The 21323-nt window shown below is 33.9% G+C and carries 19 protein-coding genes; 10 read left to right on the forward strand and 9 right to left on the reverse strand.

Going from position 1 to position 21323, the window contains the following annotated elements; translation table 11 throughout:
- Positions 1-19: 19 nt before the first annotated feature.
- Entirely contained in the window at positions 20-724 is a 705-nt protein-coding gene (locus ACHZAX_RS19810; protein WP_101311158.1) for a response regulator transcription factor, read from the forward strand.
- Here the strand turns inward: ACHZAX_RS19810 and ACHZAX_RS19815 are convergent.
- Entirely contained in the window at positions 721-1425 is a 705-nt protein-coding gene (locus tag ACHZAX_RS19815; RefSeq protein WP_320020280.1) for a ComF family protein, read from the reverse strand. The genes ACHZAX_RS19810 and ACHZAX_RS19815 overlap by 4 nt on opposite strands.
- A 217-nt stretch (positions 1426-1642) precedes the next feature.
- Between ACHZAX_RS19815 and ACHZAX_RS19820 the strand changes: the two genes are divergently transcribed.
- The 4 genes from ACHZAX_RS19820 (at position 1643) to ACHZAX_RS19835 (ending at position 4993) form a co-directional block, all read left to right on the forward strand.
- Positions 1643-2014 carry a carboxypeptidase-like regulatory domain-containing protein gene (locus tag ACHZAX_RS19820; protein WP_180327377.1) on the forward strand — a complete coding sequence of 124 codons (372 nt, stop codon included), beginning with the start codon at positions 1643-1645 and terminating at the stop codon, positions 2012-2014.
- A 9-nt stretch (positions 2015-2023) separates the two neighbouring features.
- Positions 2024-2491: a toxin-antitoxin system YwqK family antitoxin gene (locus tag ACHZAX_RS19825; protein WP_101311161.1), complete on the forward strand. Its 468-nt coding sequence runs from the start codon at positions 2024-2026 to the stop codon at positions 2489-2491.
- A gap of 202 nt (positions 2492-2693) precedes the next feature.
- The gene (locus ACHZAX_RS19830; protein ID WP_320020281.1) at positions 2694-3476 is read left to right on the forward strand and encodes an energy transducer TonB family protein; all 783 of its coding nucleotides are present in this window, start codon (positions 2694-2696) and stop codon (positions 3474-3476) included.
- A 104-nt stretch (positions 3477-3580) separates the two neighbouring features.
- Entirely contained in the window at positions 3581-4993 is a 1413-nt protein-coding gene (locus tag ACHZAX_RS19835) for a glycoside hydrolase family 16 protein (protein WP_320020282.1), read from the forward strand.
- Between the two features lie 28 nt (positions 4994-5021).
- Here the strand turns inward: ACHZAX_RS19835 and ACHZAX_RS19840 are convergent, their stop codons facing one another.
- The 5 genes from ACHZAX_RS19840 to ACHZAX_RS19860 form a co-directional block, all read right to left on the reverse strand.
- Positions 5022-5612, reverse strand: a complete 591-nt coding sequence (locus tag ACHZAX_RS19840) for a hypothetical protein (protein ID WP_320020283.1) — start codon at positions 5610-5612, stop codon at positions 5022-5024.
- 385 nt (positions 5613-5997) lie between these two features.
- The gene (locus ACHZAX_RS19845; RefSeq protein WP_320020284.1) at positions 5998-9435 is read right to left on the reverse strand and encodes an efflux RND transporter permease subunit; all 3438 of its coding nucleotides are present in this window, start codon (positions 9433-9435) and stop codon (positions 5998-6000) included.
- Between the two features lie 11 nt (positions 9436-9446).
- Positions 9447-10568, reverse strand: coding sequence for an efflux RND transporter periplasmic adaptor subunit (locus tag ACHZAX_RS19850; protein ID WP_320020285.1), 1122 nt, complete (start codon positions 10566-10568; stop codon positions 9447-9449).
- 29 nt (positions 10569-10597) lie between these two features.
- Positions 10598-11944, reverse strand: coding sequence for a TolC family protein (locus ACHZAX_RS19855; protein ID WP_320020286.1), 1347 nt, complete (start codon positions 11942-11944; stop codon positions 10598-10600).
- Positions 11945-11948: 4 nt separating this feature from the next.
- Positions 11949-12557 carry a TetR/AcrR family transcriptional regulator gene (locus ACHZAX_RS19860; protein ID WP_101311168.1) on the reverse strand — a complete coding sequence of 203 codons (609 nt, stop codon included), beginning with the start codon at positions 12555-12557 and terminating at the stop codon, positions 11949-11951.
- A gap of 287 nt (positions 12558-12844) precedes the next feature.
- Here ACHZAX_RS19860 and ACHZAX_RS19865 point away from each other — a divergent pair, with 287 nt between their 5' ends.
- Positions 12845-13699, forward strand: a complete 855-nt coding sequence (locus ACHZAX_RS19865; RefSeq protein ID WP_320020287.1) for a hypothetical protein — start codon at positions 12845-12847, stop codon at positions 13697-13699.
- A gap of 151 nt (positions 13700-13850) precedes the next feature.
- Here the strand turns inward: ACHZAX_RS19865 and ACHZAX_RS19870 are convergent, their stop codons facing one another.
- Positions 13851-15509 (reverse strand): AMP-binding protein, encoded by a 1659-nt coding sequence (locus tag ACHZAX_RS19870; protein ID WP_101311170.1) that lies wholly within the window; start codon positions 15507-15509, stop codon positions 13851-13853.
- 277 nt (positions 15510-15786) lie between these two features.
- Between ACHZAX_RS19870 and asnS the strand changes: the two genes are divergently transcribed.
- From asnS to ACHZAX_RS19885, 3 genes are all read left to right on the forward strand, one after another.
- Complete coding sequence (asnS, locus tag ACHZAX_RS19875) at positions 15787-17232, forward strand: asparagine--tRNA ligase (protein ID WP_101311171.1); 1446 nt, start codon at positions 15787-15789, stop codon at positions 17230-17232.
- A 319-nt stretch (positions 17233-17551) separates the two neighbouring features.
- Positions 17552-19006, forward strand: coding sequence for an RNA polymerase factor sigma-54 (gene rpoN, locus ACHZAX_RS19880; protein WP_101311186.1), 1455 nt, complete (start codon positions 17552-17554; stop codon positions 19004-19006).
- Positions 19007-19133: 127 nt separating this feature from the next.
- Positions 19134-19736 (forward strand): phosphatase PAP2 family protein, encoded by a 603-nt coding sequence (locus tag ACHZAX_RS19885; RefSeq protein ID WP_320020288.1) that lies wholly within the window; start codon positions 19134-19136, stop codon positions 19734-19736.
- An 11-nt stretch (positions 19737-19747) separates the two neighbouring features.
- Here ACHZAX_RS19885 and ACHZAX_RS19890 read toward each other — a convergent pair whose 3' ends face one another.
- Complete coding sequence (locus ACHZAX_RS19890; protein WP_320020289.1) at positions 19748-20167, reverse strand: SPOR domain-containing protein; 420 nt, start codon at positions 20165-20167, stop codon at positions 19748-19750.
- Positions 20168-20186: 19 nt separating this feature from the next.
- Complete coding sequence (locus ACHZAX_RS19895; protein WP_320020290.1) at positions 20187-20618, reverse strand: SPOR domain-containing protein; 432 nt, start codon at positions 20616-20618, stop codon at positions 20187-20189.
- Positions 20619-20869: 251 nt separating this feature from the next.
- On the opposite strand from ACHZAX_RS19895, the gene ACHZAX_RS19900 reads away from it, so the two are divergent.
- Positions 20870-21244, forward strand: coding sequence for a methylglyoxal synthase (locus ACHZAX_RS19900; protein WP_101311175.1), 375 nt, complete (start codon positions 20870-20872; stop codon positions 21242-21244).
- The last annotated feature ends 79 nt before the right edge of the window (positions 21245-21323 follow it).

Here is a 21323-nt window from a genome sequence, read left to right on the forward strand (position 1 = left end):
CTAAATAACCAAAAGTATAATGGAAAGCAGTAATTACAAGATTTTATTGGTTGACGATGAATCTGATATTCTTGAGTTTTTGAGTTATAATCTGAAAAAAGAAGGTTTTCAGGTTGCTACAGCTGGAAATGGCGTTGAAGCCATTGACAAAGCTAAAAAATTTCATCCCCATTTAATTATTTTAGATGTGATGATGCCGGAAATGGACGGAATCGAAACATGCGAAAAAATCCGTTCGATACCCGATTTTCAAGATGTGTTGATTTCTTTCTTAACTGCACGTGGAGAAGATTATTCTCAAATTGCAGGTTTTGAAGCAGGAGCTGATGACTATATCAATAAACCAATTAAACCAAAGGTATTTATAAGCCGGGTAAATGCTCTTCTAAAAAGATCAGGACGAATTTCTGATGATACTTCGAATCCATCAACGCGATTAATTACGATTGGGAATTTATCGATTGACAGGGAGCGTTATCTAATTATTCAAAATGGAAATGAGTTCTCATTGCCAAGAAAAGAATTTGAGTTGTTATTATTGTTGGTATCGCGTCCGGAAAAAGTATTTACCCGCGATGATATTTATGCGGCCATTTGGGGCGAAAAAATTATTGTAGGAGATCGTACAATAGATGTACATATTCGAAAACTGCGTGAAAAAATTGGCGATCGTTTTATTCAAACAATTAAAGGAGTAGGATATAAATTTGTTGATGTAGATTAGGCATATGCCAGGGTGGCGATACTAACTTTTGCACCCTCGGCTTTTAATAGGGCATGAGCGCACGCCTCAAGGGTTGATCCTGTGGTTACTACATCATCAACCAATAAAATGTGCTTGTTAATTAGATTCGATGGCTCTATCAACTCAAAGATGTTATCCACATTTTGCCATCGTTCTAATTTGTTCTTTTTAGTTTGTGATTCGGTATGAATCTTTCGGATTAAATTTTTTGAATCAATAGGTTTCAACATAGATTTTCCAAGACCAAGAGCTACCAATTCTGCTTGATTGTATCCTCTTATTTTTTCTTTTTTTGGATGCAGTGGAACAGGAATAATAACATCAATATCTTTAAAAAATTCAGAATTTTTTAGGCTTTCACCAAAGTGTTTTCCCAATGCTATTCCAATTTCTTGTTTATTGTGATATTTCAATTTGTGAATTAACTTCTGAAACTGACTCCCTTTGCTAAATGTATAATACGAAGCGGCATAATTAATATTTACTCTACCCCAAAACAATATCGAGACAGGATTGTTTTTATTCAGATGAAAATCAGTCTTGGGTAAATGAAATAAACACCTGGTACATATTGTTGTTTCATTTTTAAAAAGATAACTACCGCAGGCCTCGCACAGTCTGGGGTAAAACAAATTGAGGAAATCATTAAACCATGTTGATATAGAAAGTTTTAATGTCATGTTGCTTGGGTTGTAATAATTTCTCAATAAAAATTTAACTCTTACTTAATGGTTTGATAAGTTTATTCTAATCTCTTTCAGATTATACTGAGCTATATTTGTTGTGAAAAGAATGGTAAATAAAATAGTTAGTAATTACCTTCTAAAATAAGAAAATTAAGTTAATTAAAAAAATATTTGAGGATTGAATGTTCTTCTTAAACTGAAATCAAAAAAAATGAAAAAATTAGTATTCCTTTTTGTTGCACTACTTGTTTTAGGTCTTGAAAGTCAAGCTGTAAATGTAGTTACGCCTGTGGGCGATAAAGAAATGGAAGTTGCCGAAATGGCAACAATGACAACAACAAGTTTAACTGGTGTTGTTTTGGATAATGAAACTGGTGAAGCATTAACAGGAGTTGCTATCCGTTTCGAAGGATCAAATGAAACAGTTTACACAGATTTTGACGGGAATTTTAAAATTGCCAATATAGTTCCGGGAAATTACAACATTTTATCAAGTTACATTTCGTATAGTGATAATAAATTAAAGGATGTAAATGTGAATGGTGTAAATAATGTTATTCGCCTGGTTCTTAAAAAGGATTAATTTTTATAGATGAGTAGAAAATTACCAATTGTTTTAGGCATTCTATTTTGTCTGATTACAAATCACTCCATTTCCCAGGTGATTAAGGAAGTTGAAGGATTGTATTACAATACCACCGGAGATCTGTATACGGGAACATATACCGAATTTTACGAAAGCGGTAACAAACGAATAGAAATGAATTTAGTGGAGGGAAAGCGAAATGGAAAAATTACGCTTTACTTCGAAAATGAAAAAATTCAGGAGGTTCGTTCTTATTCGGACGGACTAATGGATGGTACCTGGATTACCTGGAACGATAATTCTGTAAAAATTGCGGAAGCAACTTATAAACGGAATAAAAAACACGGGAAATGGTATATCTGGGATGATAATGGTGTTAAAAGATACGAGATGGAATATAGTGAGGGTGAGAAAGTTGGAACCTGGTATATTTGGGATGAAAATGGAAATCTTCTAAAAGAACGCAAGTTTTAGTAAATTCAACAATAATAGTTCTCTGGAGTCGCTTAATGAAAATTAAGCGGCTTTTTTCGTTTATTCTAATTGTTTGTAATGAATACATGAAAATTGTTAATAATTTTGCAATAGAAGCGTTAAACTATAACAATGGTAATCTGAAATAGAATAAAATTTAATGAATTCCTTTTTCCAAATAGTAATAAATGTTAAAAACCAGATGGTTCAATTTTTCAGTTTTCTTTATTCTGAATTTGTTGGTTTTTTGAGAAGGAATAAATATGGTGTAATGGGCACACTCGCTTTTCATATGCTTTTGATTATACTGCTTCTGGCTTTTAAACTGAATACGAAGAGAGAATTTTTAGAATCGGAAATTTTAATTGATATTCCTCCCGAAGTGGCCGAACAGTTCCTTAAAGAAGAGAAGGAAAAAATTGAAGAAGCCCTCGAAGAAAAAAAATCTGAAATCTCTAAAAGCGTAGACGAACTTCTTCGGTCAATCGCCGTAAACCAAAACGTTGCAAAATCGAAAACGGATCCGAAACGAAACGTCGATAAAATGATTGAAGAGATTCGAAAGGACTTGGATGATTATGGTTCTGACGATGCTGCAGGTAGTTCAGGGGACTTAAAAGAGTTTAAAAAGGATAGTTTGACCGATGCCGAGGCAAAAGAAAAACAGAAGCTTTTAGATTCTTTGGAAAGTATTGAGTACAGTGGTCCAAGCAGCGTTTATTACAGTTTGGAGGGCCGACATAAAATCTATTTGCCTATTCCGGTATTTAAATGCGAAGGCGAAGGCTTGGTTGTTGTTCAGATTGCTGTTAATCAGGCAGGAAGAGTGATACAATCCAAAATTTTGGAACAGGAATCAGGAGTGCAGGATGATTGTTTATTTGACGCAGCATTACAAGCTTCCCGAAAAACCAGATTTAACATCAGTACTAGTAGTCCTCAGCAACAAATTGGTACAATTACCTACCAATTTGTAAAGCAATAAAACTGTTGTATTGGTTTGCTGATACAGCATGAAAATATATTCTTGATTATTAAGCAATAATATATAAATTGGAAACTCATTTTATTAAAAAAAATAATTTCGCTATGAGCTTTTTTTTAGCATACAAACTTCGCAAAGCTTCTGATACTCTTGATATTGAAAATAATAGAGATACTCTTAGAAAAGACTTTGAAGACTTTAAATCTTTTTCTGTTTCGGAAGAATTGAAAGATTATTATGATTTGGAAGCCTATATTCAGTCTGAGAAATTCAAATCAAACAGAAAAACAATTGAAAGTAAGTGCTATAAAAAGAGTGATCTTTTTAAGGATGAAAAGGATTTTAAACGTTTTCAGCGATCTAAAAAATTCAAGACTTATTTTCGATTAAAAGGTTCTAATGAATTATCTACTTTTGAACTAACCAAAGTATCAGATGAAATTTCGCGATTCAAGGAATTGGATTCTATTGTTCACTCTGCAAATTTTAATAAGAAAGAACAATTAGAAGAATTGAAGGAGTTTAAGCTGATGAAAAGTTCTCAGCATATTAAAGAGTTTTTTAAGTTTGAAAAATCGAAATCCTATAAAATTTATAAAGAGCTTGAGGATTCGAAAGAACTGGCAGAGTATTTGAAATTAGAGGAAAAGATTAGTTCTGAGGAATTCCGGGAAGAAAAAGCTGATTTGCTGGATAAAAAGAGATTCGAAAAGACCGATGATTATAAGAAGTTTCAGGAATATCTGGCTCTGAAAGAATCCGACAGATATAAAAAGTACTTTGAGCTTAAAAATAAAAATCCTTTTGGAGAATTAAACAAATGGGAACTTAGCTTTTCTGAAGAATTTGATTCCAAACAATTGGATGAAGAGAAATGGATCAATAAATATTTTTGGGGTGAGGAACTGCTGAATAAGGGATATAGTTTAAATTCAGATTTACACACTTTCACCGAAGGTAAAAATATAGATCACTCGGCTTCTTCAATTCTGCTGCAGGCGCGAAAAGAAAAACATGAAGGTTTGTTGTGGAAGCCAACAATGGGTTTTGTGCCTACAGAATTTGATTACACATCTGCAATTATCAATACCGGAAAATCATTTCGCCAAAAATACGGTCGTTTCGAAGCCAAAATAAAGCTTACAAACCCAAATCAGGTTATGCATTCATTCTGGATGGTTGCTGATAAAAATTCTCCCCATATAGATGTTTTAAAGACTTCCGGTGATGGAAAATTGTTGATAGGAAACTATTGGGGGAGTGAAAATCAAATTCATTCAAAACATTTTAAAATAAAGGGAATTGACCTTTCAAAAGGTTATTTTATTTACACCTTGGATTGGAATAAAAATGAATTGGTTTGGAAAATAAACGATGTAGTGGTAAAAACTCAGACCGAAGGTGTTCCGCAAGACCCAATGTATTTAAATTTTAGTATGGGTATTACAAAAGAACAGGCAAACGTAAATGCTTCCCTCGAAATAGATTGGGTACGATGCTACAAAATAAAGGAATAAAAAAAGTGCCCCGGTTGCGGGCACTTTTTTAATTTAATGATGTTCCGACATTAAATACACTAAAGTAGTTATCTATTGAATCGGCAAGTTGAGATTTCAGATCATCCAATTCTTCTTTTTCCATTTCTTCTTCATCCCAATAGGTAAGGACGATATTAAGGTAGTCTTTAATTAGTTCAGGAGATGTTTCAAGACCCAGATCACTTCTTAGCAACAAATTAAACTCGGCAAACCATAATAAGGCTATTTTGTGTTCGTGAACAGTCCCTTCAACAAATGAACTTAAAGATTTAAATTCCAAAAATTTCTTGATGGTTCGTTCTGAAGCTAAATAATACAATTTAGTTCCTAATTCTAAAAATTCTTTCTGTAGTTTTTTAAAATTACTTTTACTTTTCTTTTCGCACAATATCTTCATGAAAAATGCATTAATCCTTAGAAATTCCTCGCGTTTTTCGTTAGAATTATTTGCTGAAGTAAGAGATTCGCTCAATTCATTTTTTATTTCAATCTCACCAGAATCCCTTGTGGTATTTCTCCTTTCCTGGATTAAAAAGGAAATTAAGAAAGCGAGTGCCGCCAAGCTTAAAATCTGTAATATCATTGAAGTGATTTCCATGAGTAGTATTATTATAAAGATGGTTACTATAGTCGAATGTCTGTAACAAGTTTGTAATGAAAAATTTACGAATTATTATGTTCTTACACAAAACAAGAATGTCCGTTTTTATTTATCCATGTTTTTGTTGGACAAACAGACTGTTTTCCGAGACTAAAAAATGATTTTAAGTTTTTATAAATTTCTCAGTAAAATCAATAGAATCAGACCTTTTCAGATTATGTTTACAGGTCGTAATTTGTATCATTTTCTTTTGGTTATTCAATCTTGATTTTGATGCATAAATGAAATATTAGTTATCTTCAATTAAACAGTACGAGCATATGATATTTTATAAAAAAAAAGCTGACCCTTTGGCCAGCTTTAATTGGATGAATAAAATAAACTATTTTTTAGAAAACATATCGTATAAACGATGTTCAATTTGAGTTGAAAGGCGGAACATGACCGGCGCAATAATTAGTGTTAAAAAAGTTGCAAAACTAAGTCCGAAAATAACAGTCCACGACATAGGTCCCCAAAATGCAGTACTATCGCTGCCGAATGATAATTGCGGATCGAATTCACTAAACAAAGTAAAGAAATCGAAATTCATACCTACGGCAAGAGGGAACAGACCAAGAACCGTTGTGATTGCTGTTAGCATGACCGGACGTAATCTGGTTTTACCTGCTTTTGCGATACAATCAACTTCTTCGGCAGAAGTCAAATATTTGCGTTGGCTTTTGTCAATGGTCTCTATTTTGCGTTTTCGCAGCAAGTCAATGTAATCAACAAGCACAATTCCGTTGTTTACAACAATTCCGGCCAATGAAATAATACCGATTCCCGTCATTAAAATAACGAATGGCATGTTAAAAATACCTAAACCAAGAAATACACCGATAGTACTAAATAGTACGGTAATCATTATAATTAACGGTTTTACTGCTGAATTAAATTGCGTAACCAGTATCAGGGTAATTAAAGCAAGGGCAATTAATAAAGCCTGAGTTAAAAATGCTGATGTTTCATCCTGTTCTTCTTGTTCTCCGGTTAACTTGTGAGTGTATCCTTTTGGCATTTCGGAATCGGCTAAAACTTCCCTTATTTTAGCATTTATTTCATTGGCATTAAACCCTTCTTCTACGTTCGAGTAAATTGTAACAACACGTGTGTTATCAATTCGATTAATTCTTTCATAAGTTGAACCATAGTTGTAGCTTGTAACAGCCGATATTGGAATCTGAACCATTTGGTTACTTACCGGACTCATTACATTAATTTTCTGGTTCATAAGAGAGGGAACGTCATATCGGTATTTATCTGCCAGACGGAGCATAATGTCATATTCATCTTCGCCATCTTTAAATTTGGATACTTCCAGACCATATAAGGAATTACGGAGTGCACGTGCTACCTGATTAGTTGATAAACCAAAGCGTCTCACCTTGTCCCGATCGATATTAATCAGCATTTCTGGTTTTCCCTGATCCAGATCGAGTTTCAATTCTTCAATACCGGCAATTCTTTCGTCATCCAGTTTCTGTTTGATACGATTTGCCTGAATTAGTAATTGTTCAAAATCATCACCTGAAACCTCAATATTGATTGGATGTCCAACAGGGGGACCTTCAGAATTTTTTTCTACAAATATTTTAGCACCGACAAAACCTTTAAAATTTGCAGTTAGTTTCTTCATTAATTCGGAAGTACTAACTCCACCTCTTTGTTTGTATTCAACAAACGAAATACTTGTTAATGATTTATTTGCTGAACGGGAACCTTCAAACATGCCGCCTTTACCTGAACCTACATTGGTTGAAATGGAACGAATGATATCTTTATAGGGTTCCATTGTTTTCTTTACAATTTTCTCAACCTCAACTGAAATTTCGTTCGATTTGTGAATATCAGTTCCCAATGGAAGTTCCATGGTAACGTAAACAGACTTGGGATCGTTATCCGGAAAGAAAACGACTAAAGGCTTGGTTCCAAAATAAAACATGATGGATACAATCATTAAAACAAAAGTTCCAAGAAAGAAAAGTAAGGGACGAATACCTTTAAGTGCATACCTCAGGGTTCTTTCATACGAGTTTTCGAGTACAACAAGAAATTTTAACTGAAACCAACGTGCAAAAGGTTTTAGCACCACTAGATTTGTTACGATTAGTAAGCCCATGCATGCCAAAAGATTCGCCATGATATAAGTATCGAGCATTCCAAATGCTTTGGATACGTAGAATGGAAGTGAGGCAATTAGGAAAGATCCTGAAATAATAAGGTACTTTTTTGCGTCAATCTTTTTCGAAATATTATCGATTTTTACAAAACTAGCCGTAAATACAGGATTTAGAATTAATGCTACAAACAGCGATGAAGATAGTACGATGATTAAGGTAATAGGCAGGTATTTCATAAACTCACCCATGATTCCCCCCCAAAGCAATAATGGGAAAAAGGCGGCAAGGGTTGTTGCTGTTGATGAAATAATCGGTCCTGCAATTTCACTCACTCCTTGTTTGGTTGCTTCTAGTTTCGAAAGGCCTTCTTCATGCAGACGATATACGTTTTCGACCACAACAATTGCATTATCAACAAGCATTCCCAATGCCAAAATCAATGAAAACAGAATCATCTGATTTACCGTGTATCCCATTTGATTGAGAATAATAAACGAGATAAACATCGACATAGGAATTGCTAAACCTGAGAAGAGTGCGTTGCGCAATCCCATAAATAAATAAAGAATCAGGATAACCAATAACATTCCCATAATAATGGAATTTTCAAGGTCGCTTACCTGACCACGAACATCTTCAGATGTATCATCGGTAACCGTTACCAGCAATCCTCGTGGCAAATTCCCCAACTCTTTCTCTTTCGAGATAATTTTATAGATTTCATCGGTTGCAGCCAAAAGGTTTTCACCGGATTTTTTAGAAATTGAGAGGGAAACTACGGGATTGTTATTTAATCTTGAAATGGAAGAAAGTTCTTCATATCCATCTTCAATTTCGGCAACATCCTTAAGATAAACCACTTTACCATTGGTAACTTTTACAATGGTATTTTCGATTTGCTGCATGTTGGTGTAATCAGCACTGGTTCGAATGCTTCGCCGGGTATTATCAGTGATTAATGTACCTGCACTCACTGTAACATTTTCATCGCCAATGGCAGTCTCAATATCTTGAAAGGAAACACCGTTTGCTTCCATTTTGTGCAAATCGGCATTGATCTTAATCTCTCTTTCATCAACCCCTTTAATATCAGCCTCAGAGACTTCAGGTAAGGCTTCAAACTTATCTTGAAGATCTTCTGCAAATTGTTTTAATTCGTTCAATCCAAAATCGCCCGAAAGGTTAATGTTTAGGATTGGAAAATCAGCAAAATCTATGTCTTCAACAATTGGATCCGTATCCAAATCATCAGGCAATTCACTTAAAGATTTGTCTACTTTGTCTTTTGTATCCTGAAGAGCTTGTTTTACATCTACATCAGTGTTAAACTCAACAACAATCAAACTCATATCCTGATAGGAGGCTGAAGACATTTTCTTAACTCCTTTTAAGGATTTTAACTCCTTTTCGATGGGTCTGGTTATCAGATTCTCGATATCAACCGGAGAGTTTCCCGGATAAGGAGTTGAAATTAAAATGTTCGGAATCACTACTTCAGGAAAATATTCCCGAGGCATACTTTGGTACGAAAACCAACCAAACATGCAGAGAATTGCAGTTAGAATAAAAATGGAATTCTTATTCTTTAATGCTCCGAATGTTGGTTTAAACTGCCTTTGATTTTCTTCGGCAGAGCTTGTATCTTTGATTTTATCCATTTTATTTGAAATTATTTGGTGCTAATCAGCGATCCGTTCACAACTTGAGAAAACCCATCTGTTATAATTTGGTCACCTAGCGAAAGACCAGAATCAATCATCGAAACATTGTTGTAGGTTTTGGAAACAGTTACATATGTTTTTCTGGCCACAAGGTTTTTCCCCTCTTTTTTAGCTATGTAAAGGTAGTTTCCTTCAAAATCTTTTTTAATAATGATTGAAGGAACAACCATGGCATCCTGAACTTCATAATCTTTGATTTTCATTACCGAAATCAAATTTGGCTTGATCATGTGTTTTGGATTGTTAAGGTTAATTCGAATTTTAAAACTTCTGTTTGCAGGATCAATTACATTTGATGTGCGGTAGATATTTGCATTGGTCTGGTAATTAATAGCCGGAAAATCCAGTTCTACAGCTTCTCCTGCTTTAATAAAATTTAAGAATGATTCAGACACATCACCTTCAACATAGACTTTATCAATATTAACCAATTGAGCAAATGGAATAGAAGGTCCTGCCAATTCGCCTTTTTTCTGATGTATTTCATCAACAATACCACTAAAGGGAGCCATAATAATTGCCATATCTTTTTGAGCTTCCAAACCTTCCAGTTTGCGTTCGAATCCTTCTTTATCCGCTTTGGCCTGCAAGTATTCTATTTCAGAACCAATCTTTTGGTTCCATAAACGCTCCTGTCTTTCAAAGATTGTTGTGTTTAGTGCAAGATTGGTTTTTACTTCGTCAATTTGTTGCTGAATTTGAGATGTATTCAATTTTCCTAAAATATCACCTTTGTTCACATGCTGCCCTTCACTTACATCAACAGAAATAATATTCCCGGCAGTTTCCGGAGTTATCGTTATGTTTTTATCGGCTTCCACATTACCGGTTACTTGTATATAATGTTCAAATTTTGATGTCGCTAATTTTTCAACAATCACATTTATCGTTTCTTCTTCGTTATTTGTACTTCGAATTTCATTTTCTAAATCTGCTATTTTGGTTTTCAAAATAGAAAGTTCTGATTTATACTGTTTTAATTGTTCAGATTTGTTCTCATTTTTTTCCGAGTTCTTTGCAGAACAGGCAAAAAGTAATGGAATAATACAGGCTATAAGTAAGTTCTTCATTTTATAATGTTTTTTGTAGGATGTTAGTATTACAATTTACCCAAGGCTTTTTCAAAGGCAATTTTCGAATTTAAAAGCGAGAGTGTTGAATTAATATATGCGGAATGCGAATCCAGGTACTGTTTTTCATTTTCAGATAATTCTGTACTTGTAGATATTCCTTCCTTAAACTTGATTTGGGTTCTATCGAAAATTCGTTTGGCGATTTTTAAGCCTTCGATATCATTTTCGTATTTTTCCTGAGCATTCAACAAGTTGGTAAAGGATAGATTTACATCCATTTTAAGATTTTGTTGAGTCATTTCCTGTTGATTTTCCAGCTTCATAAAATTGATTTTCTCTTGCTTAATTTTTGAACGCTTTTGGCCTGCCGAAAAAATCGGCATTTTTAATTGAAATCCAAGAACTGATGATTTAAACCAGGGAACATCAGTTCTGAATACATTGGTATAATCTGAACTGGTGTTTTTACCATAGTTGTAAAAGGCCGAAATAGTTGGTAAATAAGCCGCTTTTTCATTTTTTATAATCAATTCCTGCGCTTTTAATTGGGTTTCAATAATTCTGAAATCAATATGATCAGACATATTAAAATTCGAAATTACAGGCGATTCTGTTCTAATAGGATCAACCAGTTCTTCCAGGCTATTGGTCAACTCAATTTTTTCATCAATTTCGATCCCTAAGCCAAATTTTAATATAATTAGGGAGGTTTGAATAGCTCTTTTGGCATCTGCTAATTGATTTTTATTTGTATTGAGCATCAGGCGAATTTGATCTACATCCAATTCTTCTCTAAAACCATTTTGGTGATACGCATCAGTTTCGGTTAGGAGTTTCTGATTAATTTCGAGATTTTCCTGAACGGTTTTGTAATTTTCTTCGGCAACCAAAACGGTAAAGTAGGCTTGAGACACAGTATTTTTAATCTCAATTTCTGATTTCTCTTTTTGATTCTGAGAAAGTTGTACAAAAACTTTGGCAGCCATGGTTCCAACAATGTAAGATCCGTCGAAAATTTTCTGACTAACACTAACTGAAGCAGAGCTGGTATATCGCTGACCAAATTTAATTGGAGTATAAGTTCCTGGTGTGCCTCCAAAAAATTCAGAAGGAAGTAAGGAAACTGATAAATTTAGATTATTGTTGTAATCAAGTGCTGCGTCAATTTGAGGCAAACCATCTGCAATTGTTTCCCAAACCTTTTTTCTGGCCACTTGTAAATCATATTCGGTTGCTTTTACCGAGTACGAATTCTCCAAAGCATACTGTTGTGCTTCGGCTAAGGTAAGTTTTAAGTTGGATTCAGTTTGTGCTTTTGCGGGAGTACCGAGTCCAATAAAAATCACCATTAATGCTGGTAGGATGTTTTTCATTGTATTATTTAAATTTATTTTTAAAATATTCAATTCCTTTATTTGTACAAATACCATAAAGATGATAGAGTGTCAATTCTCGGTGGATATCAATATTAAATACTTCTTCCATTGAAAAAACCTGATATTCGGTTGTACCAAGATTCAAGTAGAACCCAACCAAATTCTTACTAATGAAATCAATATTTAATTCCGGTCGGTATAAGCCTTCGTCAATTCCCTTTTGCAGATTATAAAGTAATTCTCGTTGAAATAGTTTAATCTTTTCATCTTTAAAATTATTCCAAATCTCCGGGTAGTATTTTTTTAGATCATAGTCCAGAGAATCACATTTTTTAAGAATTTTTTCGTTAATAAAACTAAAAAACTCAAAATACTGGTCGAGTGCGTTTAAATTGATTATTTGATCAGATTTAAAGGAAAACTGAGGATTCTTAATATCCCATTCGCAGGCTTCATTTATTAATTCATTTTTGTTGGTGAAATAATTGTACAATGTTTTTTTAGACATGCCCATTTTTGAAGCAATGTCATCCATACTTATGCTTTTTATACCATATTGGAAAAATAATGTCCAGCTGGCAGTAATGATATTTATTTTTTGCTCATTCATGCAGCAAATATAAATCAATAAAGAACTCTGGAAACTATCTTTGTATTAAAAGTTTCCTTTTGATGATTAAATCTTGTTAACACTAAAGTCATTTTAATTCTATAGGTTTAATATTGCAACAATAAAAATATAGATCTTGTTTTATTTCAGATCAACTTATTAGGTAACTCTTCATATTTTATCGGTAAAAGGATTGAGACAAGCTATTTTACAGGAAGGACTCTTTGTATTTGTGAACTAAATACTAAAACGTGAATTTTGTGGTTATTAAAGGAAAGATGGTTTGTATGAAAAATTTAATAGGATTTTTTTTGTTGTTTATTGCCGGTAATAGTATCGCACAAGTTTCCTTGGTTGGAGGAGAACGTATTGATTATTTCAGCAGTTGGACTGAACGGGGAGCTAAAGTGGTTCCCTCGGGGGAAATACATCTAAGTGCATTGGCTGTAAGCAGATATGGGAATTATCCCAAAACGGAAATTAATTCTCAGTTATTACTATTTCCATTTGCTCCTAATATTGGAGTAAAACATGAATGGTTCGGACAAAACACAATTGTTTCGACCCAACACAGCTTGTATTATCCAACGCTTGGTCTTAAATGGGCACGAAGTAGTGGATTTCAAGATCAAATCCCTAAGTCGGCAGTAGTTCCGCATATTTTTACCTTTAGAAATGAATTGATTGTTAGTCATATAATTAATCCCCAGCCTAAAGATTGTTTTATTAAACTTCCCGATTTAGTACTTACAGGAAGGCTTGGTTTTGATTTTTCGTTAACATCAGGAGACTCTGAGTTGCCATTGCTCGATTATCATTTTTTATATCACAGAACAGCATCCTATTACAACAGCCAAAAGCTTTATTTTGCAGGAGTAGAATTGGATGGGAATGTTTACCGGAATTTTAACTTTTCGATCAATGCAGATTATTATTCTATCGATTTTAATGGCGAATGGGCTGCTGAGAGTCAGGGGAAAATTCATTGGCACCGCGATAGTAAATTTTCTGTTTCGGGAGGGTATAAATTATACTACCTGAACACCAATTACGGGTCTCAGTTTTTAGCGATGCCGGTTATCGATTTTGTCTTTAAATTGAATCATACAACCCGTCTTCAGAATGGTTTATTTAAAAAATAGAAGAGGGTGTCCAAAAAGTTCAATCTTATTGTCATTCTGATCCCGATGAATCGGGACGAAGAATCTTTATCTTTGAAAAACAGATGTTTCGACTTCGCTCAACATGACGTTTTCAAGTGAAACTTTACTTTTTGGACACCCTCTTCTATTTTTATTCGTGATACAAACTAGTGTACAAATATCTTTTTATATTTCTTTTGGGAGTTTTTTTAAATTCCTCGGGAAATACAATAACCCGTGATATTTTCATATAGGCAGGAAAGCTTTTGTTTAAAATTTGCTTGTCCTTATTAAGTGCCTCTTCAATTTCGTCTTTGTTTAATCCTTCCGCATCACAAGCTTCGTAATCCGGATAGATCAGTGCAATTAGCTTGTGATCTTTATCATCAGTAACAATTGATTCCTGAATAAACGGCATATTATTTAAGCATGCTTCAATTTCTTCCGGATAGATATTCTGTCCGGATGGACCAAGCAGCATATTCTTACATCTGCCTTTGATGTATATGTTATCGTCTTTATCAATGATTCCAAGATCACCTGTTCCCAACCAACCGTCCTTATCAAGAGCTTCTTTTGTCGCTTCAGAATTTTTGTAGTAGCCTTTCATTACGTTGGAGCCCTTCACCTGAATTTCACCAACAATATTAAACGGATCGTCAGATTTGATTCTAACCTGCATGCGATCAACTACTTTCCCACAGGAATGTGCACGAAATTTACTGTTTGGACTATAACTAATTAATGGACCACACTCTGTCATTCCGTAACCAACAGAAAATGGAAATTCTATTTTTAGAAGAAAATCTTCCACTTCTTTGCTTAAGGCTGCGCCTCCAATAATCACTTCGATAAATTTCCCGCCAAAGGTTTCTGTGAGTGAATTTCGAATCTTTTTGTAAATTTTCTTTTCCAGTAATGGAATCTTAAGCATCAGTTTCACTCTTCTGCTTTCCAATACAGGCAATATTCTTTTTTTATAGATTTTCTCCATTATAAGAGGAACCAAACAGATTAACCGAGGTTGTACTTCCTGAAAGGCTTTGGTTATTATTTGAGGAGTTGGCACTCTTGAGAGAAATATAACATGACAACCACAACAGAATTCGGTGAGGAATTCGAACATACAGCCGAATACATGTGCCAATGGCAAAAATGAAACGATCTTGTCCTGAGGACGGAAATCCATATAATCGAAGCCGATTTGTATATTCGAATACAGAGACTCATAGGCCAGCATTACTCCTTTCGAAAATCCGGATGTTCCTGATGTATACGATAAAACTGCAATATCTTCATCTTTAGGATTGGCGTAATCCAGTTTGTTTTTATCAACCCTATTTTTTAGTGATTCTGCATTGGCTTTTTCAACTGATTTTTTCAATTTGTCGCACGATGAACAAAAAACGTTATAATCCTCCAATGAAATAATACCTTTCAGTTTTTCAATTTTTGAATCATCAATTTTATTGAAAATATTTTCGGTCGTAAAAAGTAATGTAGATTCGGAATGGTTAACAATGTGATGAATATCGCTGGAATTAAAATCGGGGAGAATGGGTACAATTACAGCTCCATAAGTTATGGTTCCCAAATAAGTAACGGCCCAATTGTTTAAATTACGACCAATAACTGCAATTTTGTCTCCTTTTTTTATTCCTAACTCTTTAAAAAGAAGATGCATCCAATGTATTCTTTGAGCAACTTCCTGATAAGTTAAGGTGTCTTTTTGGTAATTGGTAAATGCTGGTTGCTCCCAGTTTTTATGTATGGTTTTTCGAATCTTTTCGATTAACTTATTCTCAATCATATACTTACTGATTATTTGAAGGCCTTAAAGATACTAATCTTGACAAAAAATCATAATCATACTTGTATTAAATTCCTTTGTGATATAAATAAGTGTCATTAAGTCAATCGTTTGCACAACTGCCTTATTGTTGAAAAAAAAAGGTATTTCAGTTTATTAAGAGAATAAATATCCAGTTTGTCTTACGATTTTGACTGATTATTTACTTAATAAGACCATAATTGAATCCAATTTTATATTTTTGTGAACTTATTATCTCATTAACCAGTAATATAAAATGGAACAGAAAAGAATTAAGATCAAAAAGCTGTTGATTTCAAATGAAGTTGGCAGTGAAGTAAATGTGAAAGGTTGGGTTAGAACCAAGCGTGGAAATAAGCAAATTAATTTTATCGCTTTAAATGATGGTTCTACTATTAATAATCTTCAGATCGTTGTTGATGTTCCAAATTTTAATGAGGATTTATTAAAGAAAATTTCTACCGGGGCAGCAATTTCTGTTGTTGGAGAGGTTATCGCATCGCAGGGAAGCGGACAAAGTGTTGAGATTTCTGCTACAAAAATTGAGGTTTTAGGTGTTGCCGATCCCGAAAAATACCCACTTCAACCAAAGAAACATTCTTTGGAGTTTTTGAGAGAAAAAGCGCATTTACGTTTTCGTACCAGTACATTTAGTGCGGTTTTCCGTATTCGCCATGCAATGGCTTTTGCGGTGCACGAATTCTTTAATAAAAAAGGCTTTTTCTATATGCATACGCCGCTTATTACAGGTTCGGATGCTGAAGGTGCCGGTGAAATGTTTAGAGTAAGTACTTTGGATGCTAAAAATCCACCTTTAAACGAGGATGGAAGCATTAATTATAAGGAAGATTTCTTCGGGAAGGAAACGAATCTTACAGTTTCCGGTCAGTTGGAAGGTGAATTGGGAGCAATGGCTTTGGGAGAAATTTATACTTTTGGTCCTACATTCCGGGCTGAAAATTCAAATACAACCCGTCATCTGGCAGAGTTCTGGATGATAGAACCTGAAATGGCTTTCTATGATATCACCGATAACATGGATTTGGCCGAAGAGTTTTTAAAGTATATGATTAAATATGCTTTGGATAACTGTATGGAAGATCTTGAATTTTTGAGTAAGAGATTAAAAGAAGAGGAAAAAGGGAAAAAAGCAGATGAACAATCAATGGAATTGATTGAGAAATTGAAATTTGTTTTGGAGAACGACTTTGTTCGTTTAACTTATACTGAGGCAATTGATATTCTTCGTAACTCTCAGCCCAATAAAAAGAAGAAATTCCAATATTTGATTGATGGTTGGGGAGCTGATCTGCAGTCGGAGCATGAGAGATATCTGGTAGAGAAGAAATTCATGAAACCGGTTATCTTGATTGATTATCCAAAGGAGATTAAATCTTTCTATATGAAACAAAATGAGGATGGAAAAACTGTAGCTGCTATGGATATTCTATTCCCGGGAATTGGTGAGATTATTGGAGGATCGCAGCGTGAGGAAGATTTGGATAAATTGGTGACCCGTATGAAAGAAATGGGTATACCTGCTGAAGATATGGATTGGTATTTAGATACCAGAAGATTCGGAACAGCTACTCATAGTGGTTTTGGATTAGGATTTGAAAGAATGATGTTGTTTGTTACCGGAATGGGTAATATCCGCGACGTAATTCCTTTCCCAAGAACTCCAAAAAATGCTGAGTTTTAAGAGGGTAAAAATCAAATGATATTGAAAACCGTATTGCATATGTAGTACGGTTTTTTTGTACTCTAAATTATGAATGTTGAAATTGAAATTTGGGGTTTTATTGGATGTTTTATCCTGATAAGGCAAAGTCTGACAGAATTATTTATAAAAAAACGATGAACTAAGCTACTTATTTTGAGCTTTTTGAGTACACCTGTTATGCTTAAGATTTTGATACTTACCACTTATGGCTTGAAAATTGTACTTGAGTGATGATCTTCTTGTAAGTTCACAAGAGAATATGTACCTTGCTTCATTCAAAAAAAAGAACGGAATCAGTATGCTAAAGCAAAGTTTACAGCAAAAGTTATTACAGAAATTATCGCCTCAGCAAATTCAGGTGATAAAATTGTTGGAGCTTCCAACTTTGCAGCTTGAAGAGCGAATTAAAAAGGAGTTGGAAGAGAATCCTGTTCTGGAAGAAGGAAATAATGAAGAGGATTATCAGGATGATAATCAATCTGATGAAGCTCCGGAGAAAGACAAGGATCAGGAAGAATTTTCTTTGGAAGATTATATGAATGATGAAGATACTCCATCTTATAAACTTTCTGCACAAAATTATTCGCAGGATGACAAGCACGAAGAAATCCCTTTTTCGGGAGGAACAACTTTTCATGAATTGCTGATATCACAATTGGGATTGCGCATTCTTACTCCAGAAAAATATGCTTTAACGGAATATCTGATTGGAAATATTGATGAAGACGGATACCTGCGAAGAGAGATTGAAAGTATTGTGGATGACTTGGCTTTTTCGATGGGAGTTGAAACTTCTTATGAAGAATTAGTGGAATTGTTACGGGTAATCCAGGATTTTGATCCGGCAGGAGTTGGTGCACGCGACTTGCAGGAGTGCTTGCTTCTTCAGATTGAACGCAAAGGGAAATTTAATCCAGATGTAAAATTAGCTAAGCTGATTCTGAAAAAGAATTTTGAAGAGTTTACCAAAAAGCACTACGATAAAATTCAGAAGAGAGTTGGCGCAAGTGATGAAGATTTTAAATGTGCTGTTGACGAAATTTTAAAGTTAAATCCAAAACCGGGAAGCACATTCAATAACCCATTAGATAAAGCATCGCCTACTATTATTCCCGATTTTATATTGGAAGAAGAAGATGGTGATTTGTTGCTTAGTTTGAATTCACGAAATGTTCCCGAACTGCATATTAGCAGAGCTTATTCCGAGATGCTCGAGGATTATTCCGGCAATAAGAAAAATCAGTCACGAGAGAATAAAGACGCTGTTATGTTTGTGAAGCAAAAGCTTGATTCTGCAAAATGGTTTATTGATGCAATTAAACAAAGACAAAATACATTGTTGATAAGTATGAACGCGATTATTGATTTTCAGCGGGAATATTTTCTGGAAGGTGATGAACGTAAACTCAGACCAATGATTTTGAAAGATATTGCTGAAATAACAGGGCTGGATATTTCAACTATATCACGGGTATCAAATTCGAAATACATACAAACTCATTTTGGTATTTTTTCCTTAAAATATTTCTTCTCAGAAGGTTTGCAAACCGATTCGGGAGAAGAGGTTTCGACTCGTGAAATAAAGAAGATATTACAGGAGTGTATTGATAATGAGGACAAGAAGAAGCCATTAACTGATGATAAGTTAGCCGTTATTTTAAAGGAAAAATCGTATCTGATAGCCAGGCGTACTGTAGCTAAATACAGGGAACAATTAAATATTCCTGTGGCCAGATTAAGAAAAGAATTATAAATTTTGTTAAAGAATAAACGAGTTGGTGCAAAGACAATTATCTTTGCACCTTTGTTTTGTTAAAGGGCTTGGATAAATGGTGTAATCTTTTTCCACATTTTCTATTCTGCATTTTAAATCTACTATTATGAATTTCGCTCGAATAATATCAGGAGTGGCACACCCAATGTTAATGCCATTAATTTCTGTTTTTGTAATATTTCATTCAGGAACCTATCTTGACTTTGCACCCCATCAATTGGTACGTGTAATTTATATGATTGTAGTAATTTCAACAGTATTACTTCCCTTAAGTATTTTGCCTTTACTGAAGAATCAGAATATCATTTCAGATATTGGTTTGGAAAAACGTCAGGAAAGGCTCATTCCATTAGTATTAACACTACTATTTTACTTTTTAGGTTATTACATGTTGCTTAAATTTCCAATCACAAGGATCGTTGCTAATTTACAACTGGCTGCTATTATTTCTATCTTTATAGTTACTCTTATCTCACTAAAGTGGAAAATTAGTTTGCATATGGCAGGTATTGGGGGCTTTTTAGGAATGGTAATTGCGTTTACCATACTTTATTCCAGTTCTCTAAAACTTGTATTTATGGTGGGGATTATTTTTGCCGGATTAATAGCATATTCCCGGTTAAAATTAAACCTGCATACTCCATCTCAGGTTTACGCAGGTTTTATAGTTGGTTTAGTAACAATCTGTTCTTGTATGCTGCTAATATAAAATTCTATTATTTATTGGTGCAACAACCACAAATCCGGTGTTTTATTCAATTTCCGTAAGCGAATCAGTTCTTTTACTGCAGTTTCTTTTTTATTAAATGATTGCATTATAACGCGGAACTTGCCGTTTTGTTCCATTACAATACTTGGATATCCTTTTTGGTACAATTTATCTTTAAAATTTTCAGCCTGACTTAAATTATTGTAGCTGGCGGCTACAATGTGATAATCAAAAGAATTCCTGTTTTCAGCAATTTGCTCACTTGTAAATTTTGGATCTGGTTTGTTTGGTTCAGGTGTTAATTCAGGAATCAATCGTTTTGCTGTCTGTTCTACAACCTTACCTTTTTCAATCGGAGTTATTGTTTTTTTATCTTTACATCCGGAAAAAAGAAGAAATACAAGAATTAAAAAGAAGTTAAATTTTACCATTTCGATTTCAAGTTTCAAATCATCGTTTAATATAAAGCCAGTTTTCTTTATGCTCCTCAGATGCTCTAGCCGATTTTAGTTCCTGAAAAGCAAGAGTTCGATCAGAAAAAGCTTTATAAGAAACCCTGTGAAAACCATTTGCAGCTTCAATAATTTCAGAATTATAACCATCCTTGGTTAATTTTTGCTGCAAACGTTCCGCATTTTTCATATTTTGAAAACTAGCTAAAATTAAAAAATATTTGTTCGGAACCTGTTCAACTACAGGTTTAAGTTTCTTTTTAGCTACTACGGGTTCTGCCTTGGTTTCAGTTTTTGATGATTCTTTTTTTGCCTTCACCTTTTCAGCAACTTCTTTTTTTACGGGAGTCTTTTTTTCATCCTTGCAGGCCGAGACACCAACTGAAAGAATAAGTGAAGCAATAAATACGGTTTTAATATATCTTCTCATAAGGGTAGGATTAATATTATAGTAACAAATTTACAATTTTATTAATGATTTCAATAATACTTCGTTTATTTGTTATTTCATTAGTGTCAGATCAACCTTATTCAAATCGGGCTTTGATTCCTGTCATTTCATGAAAACACGAATATTTTGCCAAAACACTAATATAAGTATGAATTTTTGATTTAAAAAAGGATTCTTAAGTCATGCTTCGTGAAATATATTAAATTACAAAACAATTAAAAAATAAATGTATGAAGACAATCGCGTTGGTTGCTCACAATGAAAAGAAGAGTGTGATGCTTGCCTGGGTAAAAAGGCATAAGGATGAGCTTAAAAAGCATAAATTAATAGGGACTACAAATACATCAGAATTATTGAATTCTGTTTTGGATCTTGAGGTTAAAGGTTTTGGTCATGGTCCTAATGGTGGAGATATTCTTTTAGCTGCTCAGATATTGGAAGGCAAGGTAGATGAAGTAATTTTCTTGATTGATGCTGAAACACCGCACGGACATGAGCATGATATTCAAACTTTAATAAGAACATGCGTAATAAATAATGTGCCAATGGCCTTAAATGTGGCTACTGCAGATTATTTGGTAAAACTTAATCAATCAGAGGCATAAAAGTGTTAACGTTAAATTAACACAAAGATAATGTTTGTGAAATATTAGCGTCTCCATGTGTTTGTATGTTTGCGGGGAA

It is taken from the genome of Labilibaculum manganireducens (genome assembly GCF_963665805.2).
GTDB classification, from domain to species: Bacteria; Bacteroidota; Bacteroidia; order Bacteroidales; family Marinifilaceae; genus Labilibaculum; species Labilibaculum manganireducens.